The sequence below is a fragment of the Actinoallomurus iriomotensis genome (assembly GCF_030269445.1).
Lineage (GTDB): Bacteria > Actinomycetota > Actinomycetes > Streptosporangiales > Streptosporangiaceae > Actinoallomurus > Actinoallomurus iriomotensis.
In genome coordinates this window covers 337,287-353,297 of the sequence record NZ_BSTJ01000004.1, presented here as the reverse complement: position 1 = coordinate 353,297, position 16,011 = coordinate 337,287, and the positions used below count along the sequence as shown (strand labels likewise).

14 protein-coding genes are annotated in these 16,011 nt (G+C 72.6%); 5 read left to right on the top strand and 9 right to left on the bottom strand.

What is annotated here, in order from left to right; all coding sequences use genetic code 11:
- Nucleotides 1-7 precede the first annotated feature (7 nt).
- Nucleotides 8-997, bottom strand: a complete 990-nt coding sequence (locus tag QSK37_RS18975) for a rubrerythrin family protein (RefSeq protein WP_285622720.1) — start codon at nt 995-997, stop codon at nt 8-10.
- A 193-nt stretch (nt 998-1,190) separates the two neighbouring features.
- On the opposite strand from QSK37_RS18975, the gene QSK37_RS18970 reads away from it, so the two are divergent.
- Nucleotides 1,191-1,631: a pyridoxamine 5'-phosphate oxidase family protein gene (locus QSK37_RS18970; RefSeq protein ID WP_285622718.1), complete on the top strand. Its 441-nt coding sequence runs from the start codon at nt 1,191-1,193 to the stop codon at nt 1,629-1,631.
- Here the strand turns inward: QSK37_RS18970 and QSK37_RS18965 are convergent.
- Genes QSK37_RS18965 through QSK37_RS18940 form a run of 6 tightly spaced genes read right to left on the bottom strand, consistent with a single transcriptional unit; the run spans nt 1,628 to nt 6,498 of the window.
- Entirely contained in the window at nt 1,628-2,068 is a 441-nt protein-coding gene (locus tag QSK37_RS18965; protein ID WP_285622715.1) for a hydrogenase maturation protease, read from the bottom strand. The genes QSK37_RS18970 and QSK37_RS18965 overlap by 4 nt on opposite strands.
- Nucleotides 2,065-3,357 carry a Ni/Fe hydrogenase subunit alpha gene (locus QSK37_RS18960; RefSeq protein ID WP_285622712.1) on the bottom strand — a complete coding sequence of 431 codons (1,293 nt, stop codon included), beginning with the start codon at nt 3,355-3,357 and terminating at the stop codon, nt 2,065-2,067. The genes QSK37_RS18965 and QSK37_RS18960 overlap by 4 nt, the downstream gene beginning before the upstream one ends.
- Nucleotides 3,344-4,102, bottom strand: coding sequence for an NADH-quinone oxidoreductase subunit B family protein (locus QSK37_RS18955; protein WP_285622709.1), 759 nt, complete (start codon nt 4,100-4,102; stop codon nt 3,344-3,346). The genes QSK37_RS18960 and QSK37_RS18955 overlap by 14 nt, the downstream gene beginning before the upstream one ends.
- A 14-nt stretch (nt 4,103-4,116) precedes the next feature.
- Entirely contained in the window at nt 4,117-4,908 is a 792-nt protein-coding gene (locus QSK37_RS18950; RefSeq protein ID WP_285623536.1) for an FAD/NAD(P)-binding protein, read from the bottom strand.
- A gap of 5 nt (nt 4,909-4,913) precedes the next feature.
- On the bottom strand, nt 4,914-5,393 hold the full coding sequence (locus tag QSK37_RS18945; RefSeq protein WP_285622706.1) for a cyclic nucleotide-binding domain-containing protein: 480 nt from the start codon (nt 5,391-5,393) through the stop codon (nt 4,914-4,916).
- Entirely contained in the window at nt 5,386-6,498 is a 1,113-nt protein-coding gene (locus QSK37_RS18940; protein ID WP_285571826.1) for a 4Fe-4S dicluster domain-containing protein, read from the bottom strand. Before QSK37_RS18940 ends, QSK37_RS18945 begins: the two co-directional genes overlap by 8 nt.
- Nucleotides 6,499-6,630: 132 nt before the next feature.
- Here QSK37_RS18940 and QSK37_RS18935 point away from each other — a divergent pair, with 132 nt between their 5' ends.
- Both QSK37_RS18935 and QSK37_RS18930 read left to right on the top strand, forming a co-directional pair.
- Entirely contained in the window at nt 6,631-7,521 is an 891-nt protein-coding gene (locus QSK37_RS18935; RefSeq protein ID WP_285622704.1) for a universal stress protein, read from the top strand.
- A complete protein-coding gene (locus tag QSK37_RS18930; protein WP_285622702.1) occupies nt 7,518-8,510 on the top strand; it encodes an Acg family FMN-binding oxidoreductase in 993 nt (330 codons plus the stop codon). The genes QSK37_RS18935 and QSK37_RS18930 overlap by 4 nt, the downstream gene beginning before the upstream one ends.
- Before the next feature lie 71 nt (nt 8,511-8,581).
- Here QSK37_RS18930 and QSK37_RS18925 read toward each other — a convergent pair whose 3' ends face one another.
- On the bottom strand, nt 8,582-9,004 hold the full coding sequence (locus QSK37_RS18925; protein ID WP_285622699.1) for an Hsp20/alpha crystallin family protein: 423 nt from the start codon (nt 9,002-9,004) through the stop codon (nt 8,582-8,584).
- A 200-nt stretch (nt 9,005-9,204) separates the two neighbouring features.
- Between QSK37_RS18925 and QSK37_RS18920 the strand changes: the two genes are divergently transcribed.
- Complete coding sequence (locus QSK37_RS18920) at nt 9,205-11,847, top strand: bifunctional acetate--CoA ligase family protein/GNAT family N-acetyltransferase (RefSeq protein ID WP_285622696.1); 2,643 nt, start codon at nt 9,205-9,207, stop codon at nt 11,845-11,847.
- A 141-nt stretch (nt 11,848-11,988) separates the two neighbouring features.
- Here QSK37_RS18920 and QSK37_RS18915 read toward each other — a convergent pair whose 3' ends face one another.
- Nucleotides 11,989-13,191: an ROK family transcriptional regulator gene (locus QSK37_RS18915; protein ID WP_285622694.1), complete on the bottom strand. Its 1,203-nt coding sequence runs from the start codon at nt 13,189-13,191 to the stop codon at nt 11,989-11,991.
- Nucleotides 13,192-13,367: 176 nt separating this feature from the next.
- Here QSK37_RS18915 and QSK37_RS18910 point away from each other — a divergent pair, with 176 nt between their 5' ends.
- Nucleotides 13,368-15,923, top strand: a complete 2,556-nt coding sequence (locus QSK37_RS18910) for a CBM35 domain-containing protein (protein ID WP_285622692.1) — start codon at nt 13,368-13,370, stop codon at nt 15,921-15,923.
- Nucleotides 15,924-16,011 lie beyond the last annotated feature (88 nt).

Below are 16,011 nucleotides of genomic sequence, written 5' to 3'. Positions count from 1 at the left end.
ATGCGGCTCAGGAGGACGAGGCGCCGGTGCCCTCCTGACCGAGCCGGTTCCGTGCCTGCTCGAAGGCGCGCGCGTGCCGTCCCTCGTCCTTCGCGGTGTCGGAGAACATGCGGGCGGCTTCGGTGTCTCCGGCGCTCGTGGCGCGGTCGGCGAAGGAGGGGTACATCGTCGTTGATTCGTACCGTTCGCCGGCGATGGCCTTGTTCAGGTTGTCGCGGGTGCTGCCGACCAGTCCGGCCAGCTCCGCCGTCTCGGCGAAGTGCTCCTGGCGCTCCACCTCGCCGGTGCCGTGGAACAGGCGTCCGACGTCCGGGTCGCCCTTGTCGGTGGCCCGTTCGCCCCACAGGTTGTACTTCGCGTACGCCTGCGCCTCGCCGTGCATGGCGGTGTCGAGGTTGGTCTTCGTCCGCTCCGCGCGGACCTTGGCCGGGCCCGCCGACACCTGGTGAGGGGTCACGTCCGGCGCCGCCGGAACGGCTCCCCGTCCGGTCTGGACGACTTTCAGGGCGGTGCGGAACGCGGTCTCGTGCCGGCCCTCGTCGCGGCCTATCTCCGCGAAGCGGTCCGAGGCGTTGGCGTCGCCGTCCTTTGCGGCCTGCCGGGCGAACCCCGGGTACATCGTGTTGTGCTCGTAGTGTTCGCCGGCGATGGCGGCCCGCAGATTCGCCGCGTCGTCGCCGACCAGGCCGGCCATCCGCGCGCTTTCGGCGAAGTGCTCGTCCCGCTCGGTCGTGGCCGTCCGCTCGAACAGGCGGGCCACCGACGGCAGTCCCTCCCGGCGGGCCTGGTCGGCGTAGAGGCGGTACGAGACGTTCGCGAAGGCCTCGCCCCGCATGGCCTTCGCCAGGTCGGCGCGTGTCTGCGGGCTCGGCGTACGGGCGACCACGTCGGCGCTCGCGCTGCCCGCCGCGGCCGCGGCAAAGGCTCCGTAAAGCGGAATGCTCAGTGCGGCCGTGACCGTACTGCCCAGCAGGAACCGCGTCGGCAGGCTCGTCATGGTGCCTCCTCGCAATATCGCGTTCGGCCCGTGATCCCGGGCGTCTTCCTCCGCTGTCACCTCCAACCTGACCGCCGGGGTACTCGGGGGGTAGGAGTCGCAGCTCACGACGACGAAGGACGAAAGGTCCCGGTTTCCCATGACTTCCGTCCGCCAGGAGGATGACGCCCGGTCATCTAACGTGGGAGATGGCATGACCGGCCAGCGAGACGACCATCGGATGCTCGGCCGCGACGCCTGCCTTTCGCTGTTGCGTTCGGTGGACGTCGGGCGCGTCGCCTGGGCAGCGGACGACGGTGAGGTCACCGTCGTTCCGGTGAACTTCGCCCTCACCGGTGAGGACATCGTTTTCCGCACCGCCGCCGGAGGCAAGCTGGACGCCGTACGCAGTGGTCGGACGATCTCGTTCGAGGCCGACGACCTCGAACCCGCCCTCCGCGCCGGATGGAGCGTGCTCGCGGTCGGCCACGCCGAGCTCACCGCCGAACCCGATCCCGTCGCCAGGCACCGGCCGGTGTCCTGGGACCGGCGTCCCAAGCCCTACTTGATCCGCCTCCGCCTCGAACGCGTGAGCGGATTCCGGCTTCCGCTGCACGGCGGAGGCGTCTCGATCGAACGCAGGAACGAGCCCTAGCAGCGGGCTTCGCGGCTGAGCGCCGTGATGCGGTCGGCGACCTCGGTCACGGCCCCTACGACCCGTGGGCTCAGGCCGTCGCCGAAGCCGAAGTCGGCGCCCTCGATGAGGTAGATCCGCAGCGCGGCGGGCATCCGGCCGAGGGCCTCGCCCAGCCGTGTCGCGACGCCGAGGCCCAGAGCGTGGCTGCTCGTGCCCGACGCGACGTCGCCCACGGTGCCGAGTTCGCGGACGCGGCCGGGTTCGCCGGTGGACGGCACGGCGTCGACCACCACGGCGAGGTCCGCGCCCGCCCACAGGTCGAGGAGGCGGCTCGGCTCTCCGTCGGAGACCGCCAGGGTCGCCCCCTCCAGCGGCCGGCTCCGCAGCTCCTCGACGACGGCCGGCCCGGCGCCGTCGTCGCGGCGGAGCTCGTTGCCGACGCCGATGACGATCACGAGCGCTCCACGGTCAGGTCGAGGAAGTGCGTCGCGCAGGAGATGCACGGGTCGTAGTTGCGGATCGCCCGCTCACAGACGGCCGTCAGCGCCGCGTCGTCCAGGTCGAGGCGCGCCTGCACCACGGCGCGCATGTCGTCCTCGATCGCCGCCTGGTTCTGCGAGGTCGGCGGCACGATGCGCGCCGAACCGATCAGGCCGGCGGGGTCGAGCTCATAGCGGTGGAACAGCACTCCTCGCGGCGCCTCCGTCGCCCCGCGTCCGATGCCGGCGCGCGGCGGTACGGCGACGTACGGGTCCGGCGGCGGCCGGTACGCCTCGATGAGCCGCAGTGCCTCCTCGACCGCGTAGACGACCTCGACGGCGCGTACGGCGATGCTCTGGAAGGGATTGCGGCACACCGGTCCGAGGCCCGCCGCGCGGGAGGCGTCGCGGGCGAGCGGCGACAGCCGATCCCGGTTGAGCGCGTACCGCGCCAGGGGGCCGGTCAGGTAACGGCCGCCTCCGGCGAGACGGGCGTGCAGGGCCGTGGAGTGGGGCACCTGCTCCTCGATGATGTGGTCTTCGAAGTCGGCGACCTCGAACGTCCGCCCGCCGGTGGTGCGCGGCACACCGCCCTCGATCGGGTACACGTCGGCGGTCAGGGCCAGGAACTCGTGGTCGAGCCGGTCGTCGGGCAGGTCGAAGCCGGCCACCCACTCGACCGTGGCGAGGGCGTCGTCGAGGGCGCGGCGCAGCGGGCCGGTCAGCGCGGCGAGCTCCGCTCGGGTGGGTGCGCGGTAGAAGCCGCCGACCCGGACGTTGATCGGGTGGATGGGCCGGCCGCCGATCAGTTCCATGATCGTGTTTCCGGCCTTCTTCAGCGCGAGGCCGCGTTCGACGACGTGCCGGTGGTCCCGCGCCATCTCCACGGCGCCGGGGTAACCGAGGAAGTCCGGGGCGTGCAGCAGGTAGATGTGCAGGGTGTGGCTCTCGATCCACTCGCCGCAGTACAGCAGGCGCCGCAGCGCCTCCAGGGGTTCGCTGACGGTGACGCCGCAGGCGGCCTCGATGGCCCGGCACGCGCTCATCTGGTACGCGACCGGGCAGATCCCGCAGATCCGGGCGGTGATGTCGGGCGGTTCGGTGTGGGCGCGGCCGCGCAGGAACGCCTCGAAGAACCGCGGCGGCTCATAGATGTCGAGCCGGACCTCCTCGACCCGGCCGTCGCGGGCCCGCACGTACATCGCGCCCTGGCCCTCGACGCGTGCCAGGGCGCCCACCCGTAAGGTGCGCTCACGGTGGGTCATCCGGCTGCTCCTCGAACGCGGCGACGTTGAAGGTGGCGAACGCCCGGTCCACGTCCGGGCGTGACATGCCGATACTGCCCAGCCACGTCTTCAGCGAACCCAGGTTCGGCCTGGTCGCGGGGCCGAAGCAGCCATAGCAGCCGCGCCCGTACGCCGGGCAGATCGCACCGCAGCCGGTGTGGGTCACCGGTCCCAGGCACGGGGTGCCGTGGGCGACCATCACGCAGACGGTGCCGCGCATCTTGCACTCGAAGCAGACCGGGTGGTCGGGGATGCCGGGCCTGCGGCCGGCGAGGTAGGCCGAGATCACCTCCAGCAGCTGGCTCCGGTCGATCGGGCAGCCGCGCAGCTCGAAGTCGACCGGAACGTGCGCGGAGATCGGGGTGGAGCCGGCGAGCGTCGCGACGTACTCGGGCTTGGCGTAGACGACCGAGCGGTACTCCTCGGTGTCGGCGTAGTTCCGCAGGGCCTGGATGCCGCCCGCGGTGGCGCAGGCCCCGATCGTGACCAGCCGCCGGGAGACGCGCCGGATGTGCCTGATGCGTTCGGCGTCGGCGGGTGTGGAGATGGATCCCTCGACCAGCGAGACGTCGTACGGTCCGGGCGCGATCATGGAGGAGGCCTCCAGGAAATGGGAGATCTCGACCTCGCCGGCGAGCGTCAGCAACTCGTCCTCGCAGTCGAGGAGGCTGAGCTGGCAGCCGTCGCACGAGGCGAACTTCCACACGGCCAGCTTGGGAGGCACCGTCGGCTCCCTTCCTAGAGTTCCCTCACGCTGAGCAGCGGCGCGGCGTCGCGGTAGGGCACGACCGGACCGTCGCGGCAGAGCAGCCACGGGCCGAGCTGGCAGTGACCGCACCAGCCGATTCCGCAGCGCATGTTCCGTTCCAGGGAGATCCGGACGTCATCGATCCCCCGGGCGAGGAGTTCCCGCGCGGTGAGGCGCATCATGATCTCCGGTCCGCAGACGAACGCCACGGCGTCCGGCGCGGCGTCGAGGTGGGAGACGAGCGTGGTGATCAGGCCGACCTGCCCGTCCCAGCCCGAGTGTGCCCGGTCGACGGTCACCTCGACCCGTACCCCTCGCCCGCGCCAGTCCGCCATTTCGGCGGCGTACAGCAGGTCCCCGGGCGTACGGGCGCCGACCAGGAGCGTGATGTCGCCGTAGGAGGCGCGGTGCTCCAGGGCGTACAGCAGCGCGGAGCGCAGCGGTGCCAGCCCGATGCCGCCCGCGGCGAGGACGACGTCGCGGCCGGTGGTCTCCTCGATGCCCCAGCCGACGCCGAGGGGGCCGCGGACGCCGATCATCTGTCCCGGCCCGGCGACGGTCAGGGCGTGGCTGACCGCGCCGACGTCGCGGACGGTCTGGTCGAGGAGCGGCCCGGTGCCGCTGACCGAGATGGGCGCCTCCCCGACGCCGAAGGCGTACAGCAGGGTGAACTGCCCGGGCCGGACCGGCGCGATCGCCGCGTCGCACGGCTCCAGGGTGAGGGTGACCGTGTCGTGCGTCTCCGCGTGCCGGGTAACCACCCGGTACGGCGTCGGCGTCATCGCGGTCACCAGGGGCCTCCCGCCGGCGCGCCGTACAGGTCGAGAAGGCGCATGCGGGTGTTCTGCAGCCGGTCGAGCATGACCGCGGCGAACCGGCGGGTCAGCTCATACCCGAGCGCCGGATCGGCGGCGCACCCGACCCGTACGGCCGTGGCGTCGAACACGATGGCGCGGACCGGCTCGGCCGCGACGGCCCCGAACCTCCACTCGTAGGGCGGGAAGAGCCAGGACCAGCCCAGCACCGTCCCGGGTCCGAGCGACTCGATGATCAGGTCGCCGCGCCCGGGCACGTGGAGGTCGAGCACGACGCGACCGGACCGGATCAACCAGAACCGGTCGGCCGGGCCGCCCTCGTCGAAGAGACGATGACCCGCGGGCAGGTCCTCGGCCCTGGCCACCGACGCCAGCCGGTCCAGGTGGTGCGCCGGCATGCCCCGGAAGAGCCCGTGAGCGGCGAGAAGAGATCCGGACAGACGCTCAGTCACGCCGTTCCTCCTGCTCTTCGCGCAGGGCGGCGACCTCCTCGGTCAGGTCGATGCCGACGGGACACCACACGATGCAGCGGCCACATCCGACACAGCCGGAGGAGCCGAACTGGTCGTGCCAGGTGCCCAGCTTGTGCGTCAGCCACTGGCGGTAGCGGCTCTTGCCGGAGGTGCGCACGCTTCCGCCGGGCAGGTGGGAGAAGTCCAGATCGAAGCAGGAGTCCCAGCGCTGCCGGCGTTCGGCGTGCTCGCCGGTCAGGTCGGTGACGTCCTCGACGGTCGTGCAGAAGCACGTCGGGCAGACCATCGTGCAGTTGCCGCAGGTCAGGCAGCGGGAGGCGACGTCGTCCCAGCGGGCCGCGTCCAGGCTGCCGGCCAGCAGGTCCCGCAGTCCCTCGGGTTCGGGCATCTCCCGGCCCATCCGGTCGGCGGCGGCCGCGACCTCGGCCAGCGCCCCCTCCGTCACGGCCTCGTCCGCCTCCTCGCGGGGGATCCGGTCGAGCAGCGCGGCGCCCGCGCCGGTGCCGACCTCGGCGAGGAACCGTCCTTCGCCGATCAGCTCGGTGAGCACCAGGTCGTAACCCGTGTCCGCGCGCGGGCCGGTGCCCATGGACGCGCAGAAGCAGGTCTCGCCGGGCTCGGTGCAGTTGACCGCGATGATGAACGCGCCGGTACGGCGCGCGCCGTACGCCTCGTCGGGGTGCGCGCCGCCGATCATCACGTGGTCCAGCACGCCGATCGCCCGCAGGTCGCAGGGGCGGACCCCGAGAAAGGCGTAGCGCGGTGGGGTCTCTTCCTCCGTCTCGATCGAGAAGCCGCCGTCCTCGGTGCGCCGGCCCTCCCACAGCTTCACGCGCGGCGGGTGCAGGAACGGCTTCCAGGACTGGGGCCCCGCGGAGTGGGCGAACGCCGCGTCGTCCTCGCGGCGGCGGGTGCGGTATCCGCCCGGTTCGAGAGTGACGCCCCAGCCGTAGGGGAGATCGTCGGCCGACGCGAGCTCGGCGAGGACGATCGCCCCGTCGCGATACGTCGGGCCGATCACGGTGTAGCCGTCGGCGCGCAGCGCGCCGTGCAGATCGGCGAGGCCGTCCAGGATCCACGGCATGGTCATCCCCCTTGCTCAGAGTGACCGCTGCGGCCGGCGTCCCGTACGGGGCGAAGGTCCCCTGACCCCAGGCCGTTCGACACTCACGACGTGCCGCGACGCAAGCGAGTCTTGTGAATGGAGGAGGCGGTGATGCGGCACATCCCGGCGGTCGTCGTCGTGGGCACCGACGGATCGGACCGCGGCATGTCCGCGGTCGCGTGGGCGGCCGACGAGGCGGCGCTCCGCGACCACACCCTGCACGTCATCCACACCGTGCCCTGGCTGTACGGCACGCCGATCGATCCGGAGACCGGGGTCGTACCCGAGGACGTGATCGCGCGCGGCCGGGACGTGCTCGAGGCGGCCGTCTCCGCCGCCCGCGAGCATTGCCCCGGCCTGCCCGTCGAGGGCGAGCTCAAGGCCGGCTCGCCCGCCCGGGTCCTGCTGGAACGGGCGCGTACCGCGTCGCTCGTCGTGGTCGGCGCCCACGGGACCGGCCTGGCCGCCCGGCTGGCGATCGGCTCCACGGCTCTGCAGGTCGCCACGCACGCGCCCGTGCCCGCCGTGGTCGTACGCGAGGCGGAGCACGTCCCATGGCACGAGGTGACCGTGGGGATGGACCGGGGTGAGACGGAAGGCCCGGCCATCCGCTTCGCGTTCGAGGAGGCGGCCATGCGGAAGGCGCGCCTCCACGCGATCCATGTCTGGTCGCATCCCGGCTCGGCGGGACCGGGCGACATGGAGCCGCTGGTCTACGACCCGGCCGTGGTCGGTGACGAGCAGGGCCGGGCGCTCGACGAGTCCCTGGCGGCCTGGCGGGCCGAGTTCCCGGACGTGGAGGTGTGCGGCGAGGCGCTGCACGGCCGCCCGGCCCGGATCCTGGCGGGTGCCTCGGCGCGTTCGGACCTTCTCGTGGTCGGCTCGCGCGGGCGCGGAGGGTTCCCCGGGCTGCTGCTCGGCTCCGTGGGCCACGCGGTGCTGCACTCCGCGCACTGCCCCGTGGCCGTGGTGCGGCCCGTGTCCCGGCAGGAGGAATCATGAACGTCACCCATGCCGTGTCCGAACAGGACACCGCGCACTTCCTCGTCGACGCCGCCGCGTGGGCGCCGTCGGTGCACAACACCCAGCCCTGGTGGTTCGGCACGCGAGGCTCGACCGTGACCCTGCACGCCGACCCCGAACGCCGGCTGAACGTGGCGGACCCGGACGGCCGGGAGATGCTGATGAGCTGCGGCGCGGCGCTGTGCACGCTCCGCCTCGCGGCCCGCCGTCTCGGCCACAGCCCGCAGGTACGGATGGCGTCCGACCCGGACCGGCCCGGGCTGATCGCCGACGTGACGCTGGGACCGGCCCGGCCGGCCGGCGAGGAGGAGAACCGGATGTACGACCAGATCCGGCGCCGCCGCACCCACCGTGGCGGCTTCCGGCCCGAGGGACTGCCGGCCGGGCTGCTGCAGGCGCTCCGTACCTGTGCCCTCGACGAGAACGCCGCGCTCCGCGTCGTCGCGGACCCGCGGGCGAGGATCGCGCTCGGCGCCCTCACCGAGGTCGCCGAGCAACTGCTGCGCCAGAACCCGGACTACTGCGCCGAGATGGCCCGCTGGGCGCCGCGTCCCGGCAGCCGCCGGCGGGACGGCGTGCACGAGGACGCCTACCCGCACGACCCCGGGCGCACGGATCCGCCGTTCGCGCAGCGCGACTTCGCACGGGGCCACGGCTGGGGTCTCCCCGCCGACGAACGGCACGGCGCGGCGGGGGTGGTGGCCCTGCTGACGACGAGGACGGACGAGCGTGGCGCGTGGCTCGAGGCCGGGCAGGCGCTGCAACACGTGCTGCTGCGCGCCGCGCAGGACGGCGTCTCCGCCGCGTTCCACACCCAGGCGCTGGAGATCCCGGAGCTGCGCGAGTTGATCCGCGCCCGCTTCTGCGACGGCGCGCATCCGCAGACGATCATGAGACTGGGCGTCGCCGAGAGGGAGGGGAGGAGCGTCCGGCGGCCGCCCGAGGAGCTCATCCGCCCTGAGCCGTGAGCCGGGCGGTTCAGAGGCGGACGCGAACGCCGTGTGGACCGGAACGGCGTTCGCGTCCTTGCGGCGGGGGATCAACGTTCGACGGGCACCCGCCGGGTGGCCTCCTTCTGCTCCTGGAGCGGCATCGTGATGGTCACGATGCCCTGGTCGTAGGTGGCCTTGATCTCGTCTTCCCTGATGTTCTCCGGGAGCCGGATGTGTCGCTCGTAGGAGCCGTAGCGGAACTCGGAGTGGCGCCGTCCCTCCCGCGACTCCTGGCGTTCGGCGCGAATGGTCAGCACGCCGCGCGACACGCTGATCTCCAGGTCCTTCTCCGGATCGATGCCGGGCATCTCGGCTCGGACGACGTACCGGTCGTCCTCGATGGCGTCCTCCACCCGGATGGCCTGACCGGTCTGGCCGGTGAACGGGCGCAGGGCCGTGAGCGGCATCTCGAACAGGTCGAACAGGTCGGGGAACATTCCCCTGGTCTCTCTGCGGGCCGGCACACTCATCGTCTCCTCCTCAGCTCGCCTGCTCTCCCATTCCGTCCGATGACCGGCGCGCGGTGTAGAGGCGGTCTTCCCGCGGACGCGGGACTTCCGTCCCGACGCGGCGTCCCCTGAGCCCGGTGTGCGCGGAGGGACCGAAGGTCCTGTGCGGGGGTGACCTCGGCCCGCTGCCCGGAACCTGCCGCGGATCGATGCTGGGAGACATGGTGGAGCCGGCGGCCCCGGTCTACGCGCTGCTCACGGACGGCACGGCGGTGGCGATCCGTGAGGTGCTGCCGGGCGATCTCGACGCCGTTCACAAACTTCATCGCGACATGTCACCGGAGAACCTCTATCTCCGGTTCTTCGGGATCAGCCCGCGGATCGCCGACGAGGTGGCGGCGCGCCTGTGCCGGGAACCCGGTCCCGATCACGCGGTGCTCGGCGCCTGGCTCGCCGGCGAGCTCATCGGGGTCGGCGAGTACGACCGCACCGCGACGGCCGGCGAGGCGGAGATCGCGCTCGCCGTCGCCGACAGGATGCACAACCGCGGCGTGGGCACCCTGCTGCTGGAGCATCTCGTCTCGCTGGCCCGATCCCGCGGCCTCGTCGCGTTCCGCGCCGAGACCCTGGCCCAGAACGTCGCGATGTCGCGGGTGTTCGCCTGCGCGGGCCTGCCGGTCGACCGCCGCACCGTGAACGGGGTCGTCGAGGTGACGATCCCGCTGACCGGGGACGGGACGTACCTCGACGCCGTCGCCGAGCGCGAACGGCTCGCCGACGTCGAGAGCCTGCGTCACCTGCTGTGCCCGGCGTCCGTCGCGGTCGTGGGCGCCGGGCGCCGGGCCGGGTCCGTCGGCCGGGCGATCCTCCGCAACCTCCTCGCCGGCGGTTTCGGCGGCCGGGTCTACGCGGTCAACCCGAACGCGGGCCGGGAGCTCGCGGGCGTCCCGTGCTTCCCCTCGGTGTCCGCGCTGCCCGAGGGCCCCGACCTCGCGGTGATCGCGACACCGCCGGGCGCGATCACCGAGGTCGCCGAGGAATGCGGGCGCCGCGGCGTGCGATCACTCGTGGTGATCACCTCGGGCCTGCACGGGAGCGCGTTGCCCGGCACCTGCCGCCGGTACGGCATGCGGCTCGTCGGGCCCAACTGCTTCGGCATCGCCAACACCGCCGTACGGCTCGACGCGACGTTCGCCGCGCGCGCGGCGAACGCCGGCCGCGCCGGGGTCGTCGTCCAGTCGGGCGGCATCGGCATCGCCCTGCGCGACCACCTGTCGCGCCTGGACATCGGGGTGTCGACCTTCGTCTCGACCGGCGACAAGTACGACGTCAGCAGCAACGACCTGCTGCTGTGGTGGGAGTCCGATCCCGCCACCCGGCTGGGCGTCCTGTACCTGGAGTCCTTCGGCAACCCGCGCAAGTTCTCCCGGACCGCCCGGCGCCTCGGCCGCCGGATGCCGCTGCTCACCGTCGTCGCGGGACGCTCCGCGGCCGGTCACCGGGCGGCGGCCTCCCACACCGCCGCGGCGGCCACACCCGCCGTCACGCAGGAGGCGCTGTTCCAGCAGGCCGGCGTCATCGCCGCCGCGGGCCTCGGCGAGCTCCTGGACACCGCCACGCTGCTCGCCCACCAGCCGCTGCCGGCCGGGCCTCGCGTCGCGGTCGTCTCGAACGCGGGCGGCGCGGGCGTCCTGGCCGCCGACGCCTGCGCCGACGCCGGACTGACCGCCGCCGGCCTCGGCGACGCGACCGTACGGGAGCTGACGGGGCTGCTCCCACCGGGAGCCGCATGCGCCGGTCCGGTCGACACCACCGCGGCCATCGACCCGGGCCGGTTCACCCGCTGCCTGGACATCGTCGCCGCCGACCCCGAGGTCGACGCGGTGATCGCCATCGTGGTGCCCACGGCGGCCTCCGACCTCGTCTCCGCGGTCACCACCGGCGGCACCGCGCGTCCCCTGGCAGCGGTCGTCCTGGGCCAGGACGAGACCGTCCGCGCCCGGCCCGGGCCGGGCGGACGCCGCGTCCCCTCGTACGCGTTCCCCGAACACGCCGCGCGCGCCGTCGCCCGCGCCTGGTCGTACCGCCGATGGCTCGACCGTCCCCAGGGACGCGAGCCGGACCTGGGCGCGATCACGGCTCCTCCAGTGGCACGGATCATCCAGGACGCGCTCGCCCGATCGCCGGAGGGGGACTGGCTCTCACCGGCCGATTGCATGGACGTACTGACCGCCTACGGCATACCCGTGATCGAGTGGCGCCGGGCCTCGTCGGCCGATGAGGCCGTACGTGCCGTGGCCGGGCTGTACGGCCATGTCGCGCTCAAGGCCCACGTACCCGGGCTCGTGCACAAGAGCGACGCGGGCGCCGTCGCACTGGACCTGCACGGCGAACAGGACGTACGGCACGCCTACACGCGGTTCGTGCACCTGTTCGGCGACCGGCTCCGCGGCGTGCTCGTCCAGCGGATGGCCCGTACGGGCGTGGAGGTCCTGTGCGGCGTCGTCCAGGAACCCGTTTTCGGCCCGCTCGTCGTCTTCGGCCTCGGCGGCGTGACCACCGACGTGCTCGGGGACCGCTCCGTGCGGCTCACCCCGCTGACCGACCTGGACGCCGCCGAGCTGATCCGCTCCATCCGCGGTGCGCCGCTCCTCTTCGGCCACCGCGGAGCGCCGGCCGTCGACACCGCGGCGCTGGAGGACACCCTGCTCCGGCTGTCCCGTCTCGCCGACGACCACCCGGAGATCGCCGAGATCGACCTCAACCCGATCATCGCCCGCCCGGACGGCGTCATCGCCGTCGACGCCCGGATCCACGTCCTGCCGCAGCGCCGCTGGGACCCCCACCTGCGCCGTCTCCGCTGACTCTGAGCCCCCCACACCGAGGCCCGACACGCACGCGGACGGTCGACCGGCCGAGCAGGCGCCGGGAGATCGTCGGTCCGTCGACGCCCGGGCCCGGACCGGGGCCGGGCCTCACGGCCGCTCCACGGTCCGGGCGGCAGATCATCCCAGCGCGGCCCGGGCCGGGTCGCCCGCTCGCTGGACGGCGAGGGCGATCCCGCCCAGGAGCTCGGCCCGGTTCTCCAGCGTCCCGGTCGTCACGGTCACCGTCCGTGCCACCCCCGGCTGGGCGTAGCGCGCGATCGCCTCACGGATGCCGTCGGCGAGCGCGCCGTCCGGCCGGCTGAGCTCGCCGCCGACGATGACCACCTCCGGGTCGAGCACGTTGCACATGTCGGCCAGCGACCGGCCGATCGTGCGGCCGGCGTCGCCGACGACACGAACGGCCCCGGAGTCCTCCGCCGCGAGCAGCCGGACCACGTCGGCGGTCGTGAGCGGCTCCGCGTGCATCGGCTGCAGGGCGGCGATGATGTGCGGTGTCGAGACCAGCGTCTCCAGGCAGCCACGGCTGCCGCACCGGCACAGCAGCCCGTTCGCCTCGACCTGAACGTGCCCCAGTTCGCCCGCGTAGCCGCTGGCGCCCCGGTACAGGCGCCCGTCGAAGATCAGTCCCGCGCCGACGCCGGTGGAGACCTTGACGAACACCAGGTCGTGCAGGCCGGTGCCCGCCCCGTAGGTCATCTCGCCGATGGCACCGAGGTTGACGGCGTTCTCCGGGAACACCGGCCGGCCGATGCGTTCTTCCAGACCGCCGGCCGGATCCAGGTCGACCCACCCGGGCAGGATGTTGTTGACCACCACCCGGCCGGTGCGCCGGTCGAGCGGGGCCGGCAGGCCGACGACGACGTTGCTGACGTCTTCCGCCACGTGGCCGATTTCGCGCAATACCGCGCTGAATTCGTCGGCGGCGGTGTCGAGGGCCGCGGCCACGGAGTTGTCCACCGCGAGCCCCACGTGCCGCTCGGCGAGGACCTCGCCCGACAACGTCGCCACGGCGACGCGGAGGTCGCCGTGGCCGAAGGCCATGCCGGAGACGAGCCCCGCCGACTCGGTCAGCGCCAGCCGGGCCGGCGGCCGGCCCGGACCGGTGGCCGTGTCCCCCTGTCCGTCCGGGGGCAGCTCTCGTAGGGTGCCGTCGTCGATGAGCCGCGCGACGAGCGCGGCCACGGTCGCGCGGGACAGCTCGGTCATCCGTTCGAGGTCCGCCCGGGTGACCGCCCCGCGCTCACGCACCGCCGTGACCACGCGGTCGAGGTTGTACGCGCGGTGCGATTTCGGCCCGGACCGTGCTCTCGCTGGGCTCATGGTGTCCTCACCGCGCACGGGGGTTCGATTAATTCTGTCATGTTCTCCGCATAATACGGCCAGATTAGGCACTGCCAAGTCCATTGACACGACAGAAATACCGTTTTAACTTCGCGGAAATCCCCCGGCGTGCGCGCACCGAGGGCGGTAGAACCCTGACTCGACGAGGAGGGTCCATGAGCAGACCCGCACGAAGATCCCTCCGGCGCACGGCGGTCGCCGGTGCGCTCGCCCTCACCCTTCCGGTGAGCCTCACGCTCACCTCGGCACCGGCCGGCGCCCGGACGCCCACGTCCGGCACCACGGTCGCGGTGGGCGCCGACGGCGGTTACACCATCGACACCGGCACCCCGCACTACCACTTCGCCGGTTCGGTCGGCGCCCCGGTGAGCCACGTCAGGCACGTGACGGGCCGGGACGGCGCCGGCGCCTACCACGAGGTCGACTTCGACTACACGGCCGGCGGAGTCGCCCGGAGCAGCGGCATCCGGACCTACGACGGCAGTCCGGTGGTGCTCTTCAGCACCACGTACCAGCAGGCGGCGGCCAACGCCTACCCGTTCCCGGCGCTGTCGGCCCGGCCCTCGCTGCCGCACACCGAGACCTTCGCCGGCTGCTTCGCCAACCGCCAGTTCGACGTCAAGGGCGACGCGGGCTTCAGCCCCTACCTGGCGTTCGACGCCTCCGGCAGCGGCTACCTGCTCTCCGCCGCGTCGAACTTCACCACCGCGGTCACCAAGTACGACTCCGCGGGCGCGCTGACCAGCGGCGTCTCCTCGGGGGTCAGCAGCCTGCCCGCCGGGTTCACCCAGCGCACCGTGCTCGCGTACGGGCACGGGATCAACGACGTGTACGGCACCTGGGGCAGAACGCTGACCGCCCTGTCCGGCAAGCACCGCCCGTCGCAGGACGCCACGAACACACTCGCCAAGCTCGGCTACTGGACCGACAACGGCGCCACGTACTACTACAACTACGACAAGAGCCTCGGCTACGCCGGCACGCTGAAAGCGGTCCGCGACGACTGGAAGGCCAAGGGCCTCCCGATGGGCAACCTCCAGCTGGACAGCTGGTTCTACCCCAAGGGCCCGAACGCCGTCTGGGACGACAACCCCGAGGGCGAGTACCGGTACGAGGCGGACAAGACCCTGTTCCCCGACGGGCTCAAGGCGTTCCAGCAGAGCGTGGGCGTGCCCATGATCACGCACGCCCGGTGGATCGACCCGTCCAGCCCGTACCACCAGGAGTACAAGATGTCCGGGAAGGTGGTCACCGACCCGGCGTTCTGGAACGACCGGATGCGATACCTCAAGTCGTCCGGGGTCGACACCTTCGAGCAGGACTGGCTGTGCTCGAACGCGCAGCCCGACTTCAACCTCACCGACCGCGCCGCGTTCCTCACCAACATGGCCAAGGCCGCCGCGGCGAACGGCCTCGACATCCAGTACTGCATGCCGCTGCCCCAGGACTTCCTGCAGAGCACGCTGTACGACAGCGTCACCAACTCCCGGGTCTCGAACGACCGGTTCGAGCGCTCCAAGTGGGACTCGTTCCTGTACGCCTCACGCCTGGCCGGCGCGCTCGGCGTGTGGCCGTGGGCGGACGTGGCGATGAGCACGGAGACGCAGAACCTGCTGCTGCAGAACCTGTCCGCCGGTCCGGTCGGCGTCGGCGACGCGGTCGGCAAGGAGAGCGTCGCCAACCTGAACAAGGTGGCCGAGGCGGACGGCACGATCGTCAAGCCGGACACCCCGATCGTCCCCGACGACGCCACGTACGTCCGCGACGCAGCCCAGCCGGGTGGCGCCATGGTGGCCACGACCGGCAGCCGGCACGGCTCACTGTCCGCCGGCTACGTCTTCGCCTACGCGCGTTCCGTCCCGACGCCGAAGCCGGACACGACCTATGAGGCGGAGGACGCCACGCTGTCCGGGCCCGTCGTGAACACCGATCACGCCGGCTACACCGGTCGCGGTTTCGCCGACTACCAGCACGACTCCGGCGACTACGTGCAGTGGAACGTCGACGTGCCGGCCGACGGCAAGTACACGCTGCTGTTCCGGTACGCCAACGGCGGTTTCGGGCCGCGCCCCCTCGCGGTCTCGGTGGACGGCGGCACGGCCTCCACGCAGCCGTTCGACACGACCGGGGACTGGGGCACATGGTCGGCGCAGCCGGTCGTGGTCACCCTTTCCGCCGGCCGGCACACCGTACGGGCGACCGCCACGGGTGCGAACGGCCCGAACATCGACAATCTCGGCATCAGCGCCGGTGCGATCACCGTCCCGACGACCGAGGACGCCACCTTCCGGCCCGCCGATCTCGGCGTCACCGGCAAGGCGTACCTGTACGACTACTTCGCCGGCACCGGCAAGGTGGTCGGCGCGGCCGACGACTACACCGCGCAGGTGACGCGCGACGGGTCGTACTTCCAGGTGGTCCCGGTCGGCAGGTCGGGCATCGCCTTCCTCGGTGACGCGGGCAAGTTCGTGTCCCTGGGCAGCCAGCGGATCCGGTCGCTGTCGGACAACGGCACGGTCCACGCCACGGTCGCGTTCGCCCACGGCGACGGCCCGGTCACGCTGCACGGGTACTCCCCGACACCGGTCTCGGCCTCCGCGGCCGGCGGCAGCGCCGGTCAGGTCGACTACGACACCGCCACGCACCTGTTCTCGGTGACCGTCAGCCCCGGCCACGGCGCCACCGTGGCCGTGACCCTGACCCGGCGGTAGTGCCACGGCCGGTCTCCTCTCCCGCCCGGCGGGAGAGGAGACCGGCCACCACGAGCGCGTCGTCATGGCATGGGACGGCGAGCATTTC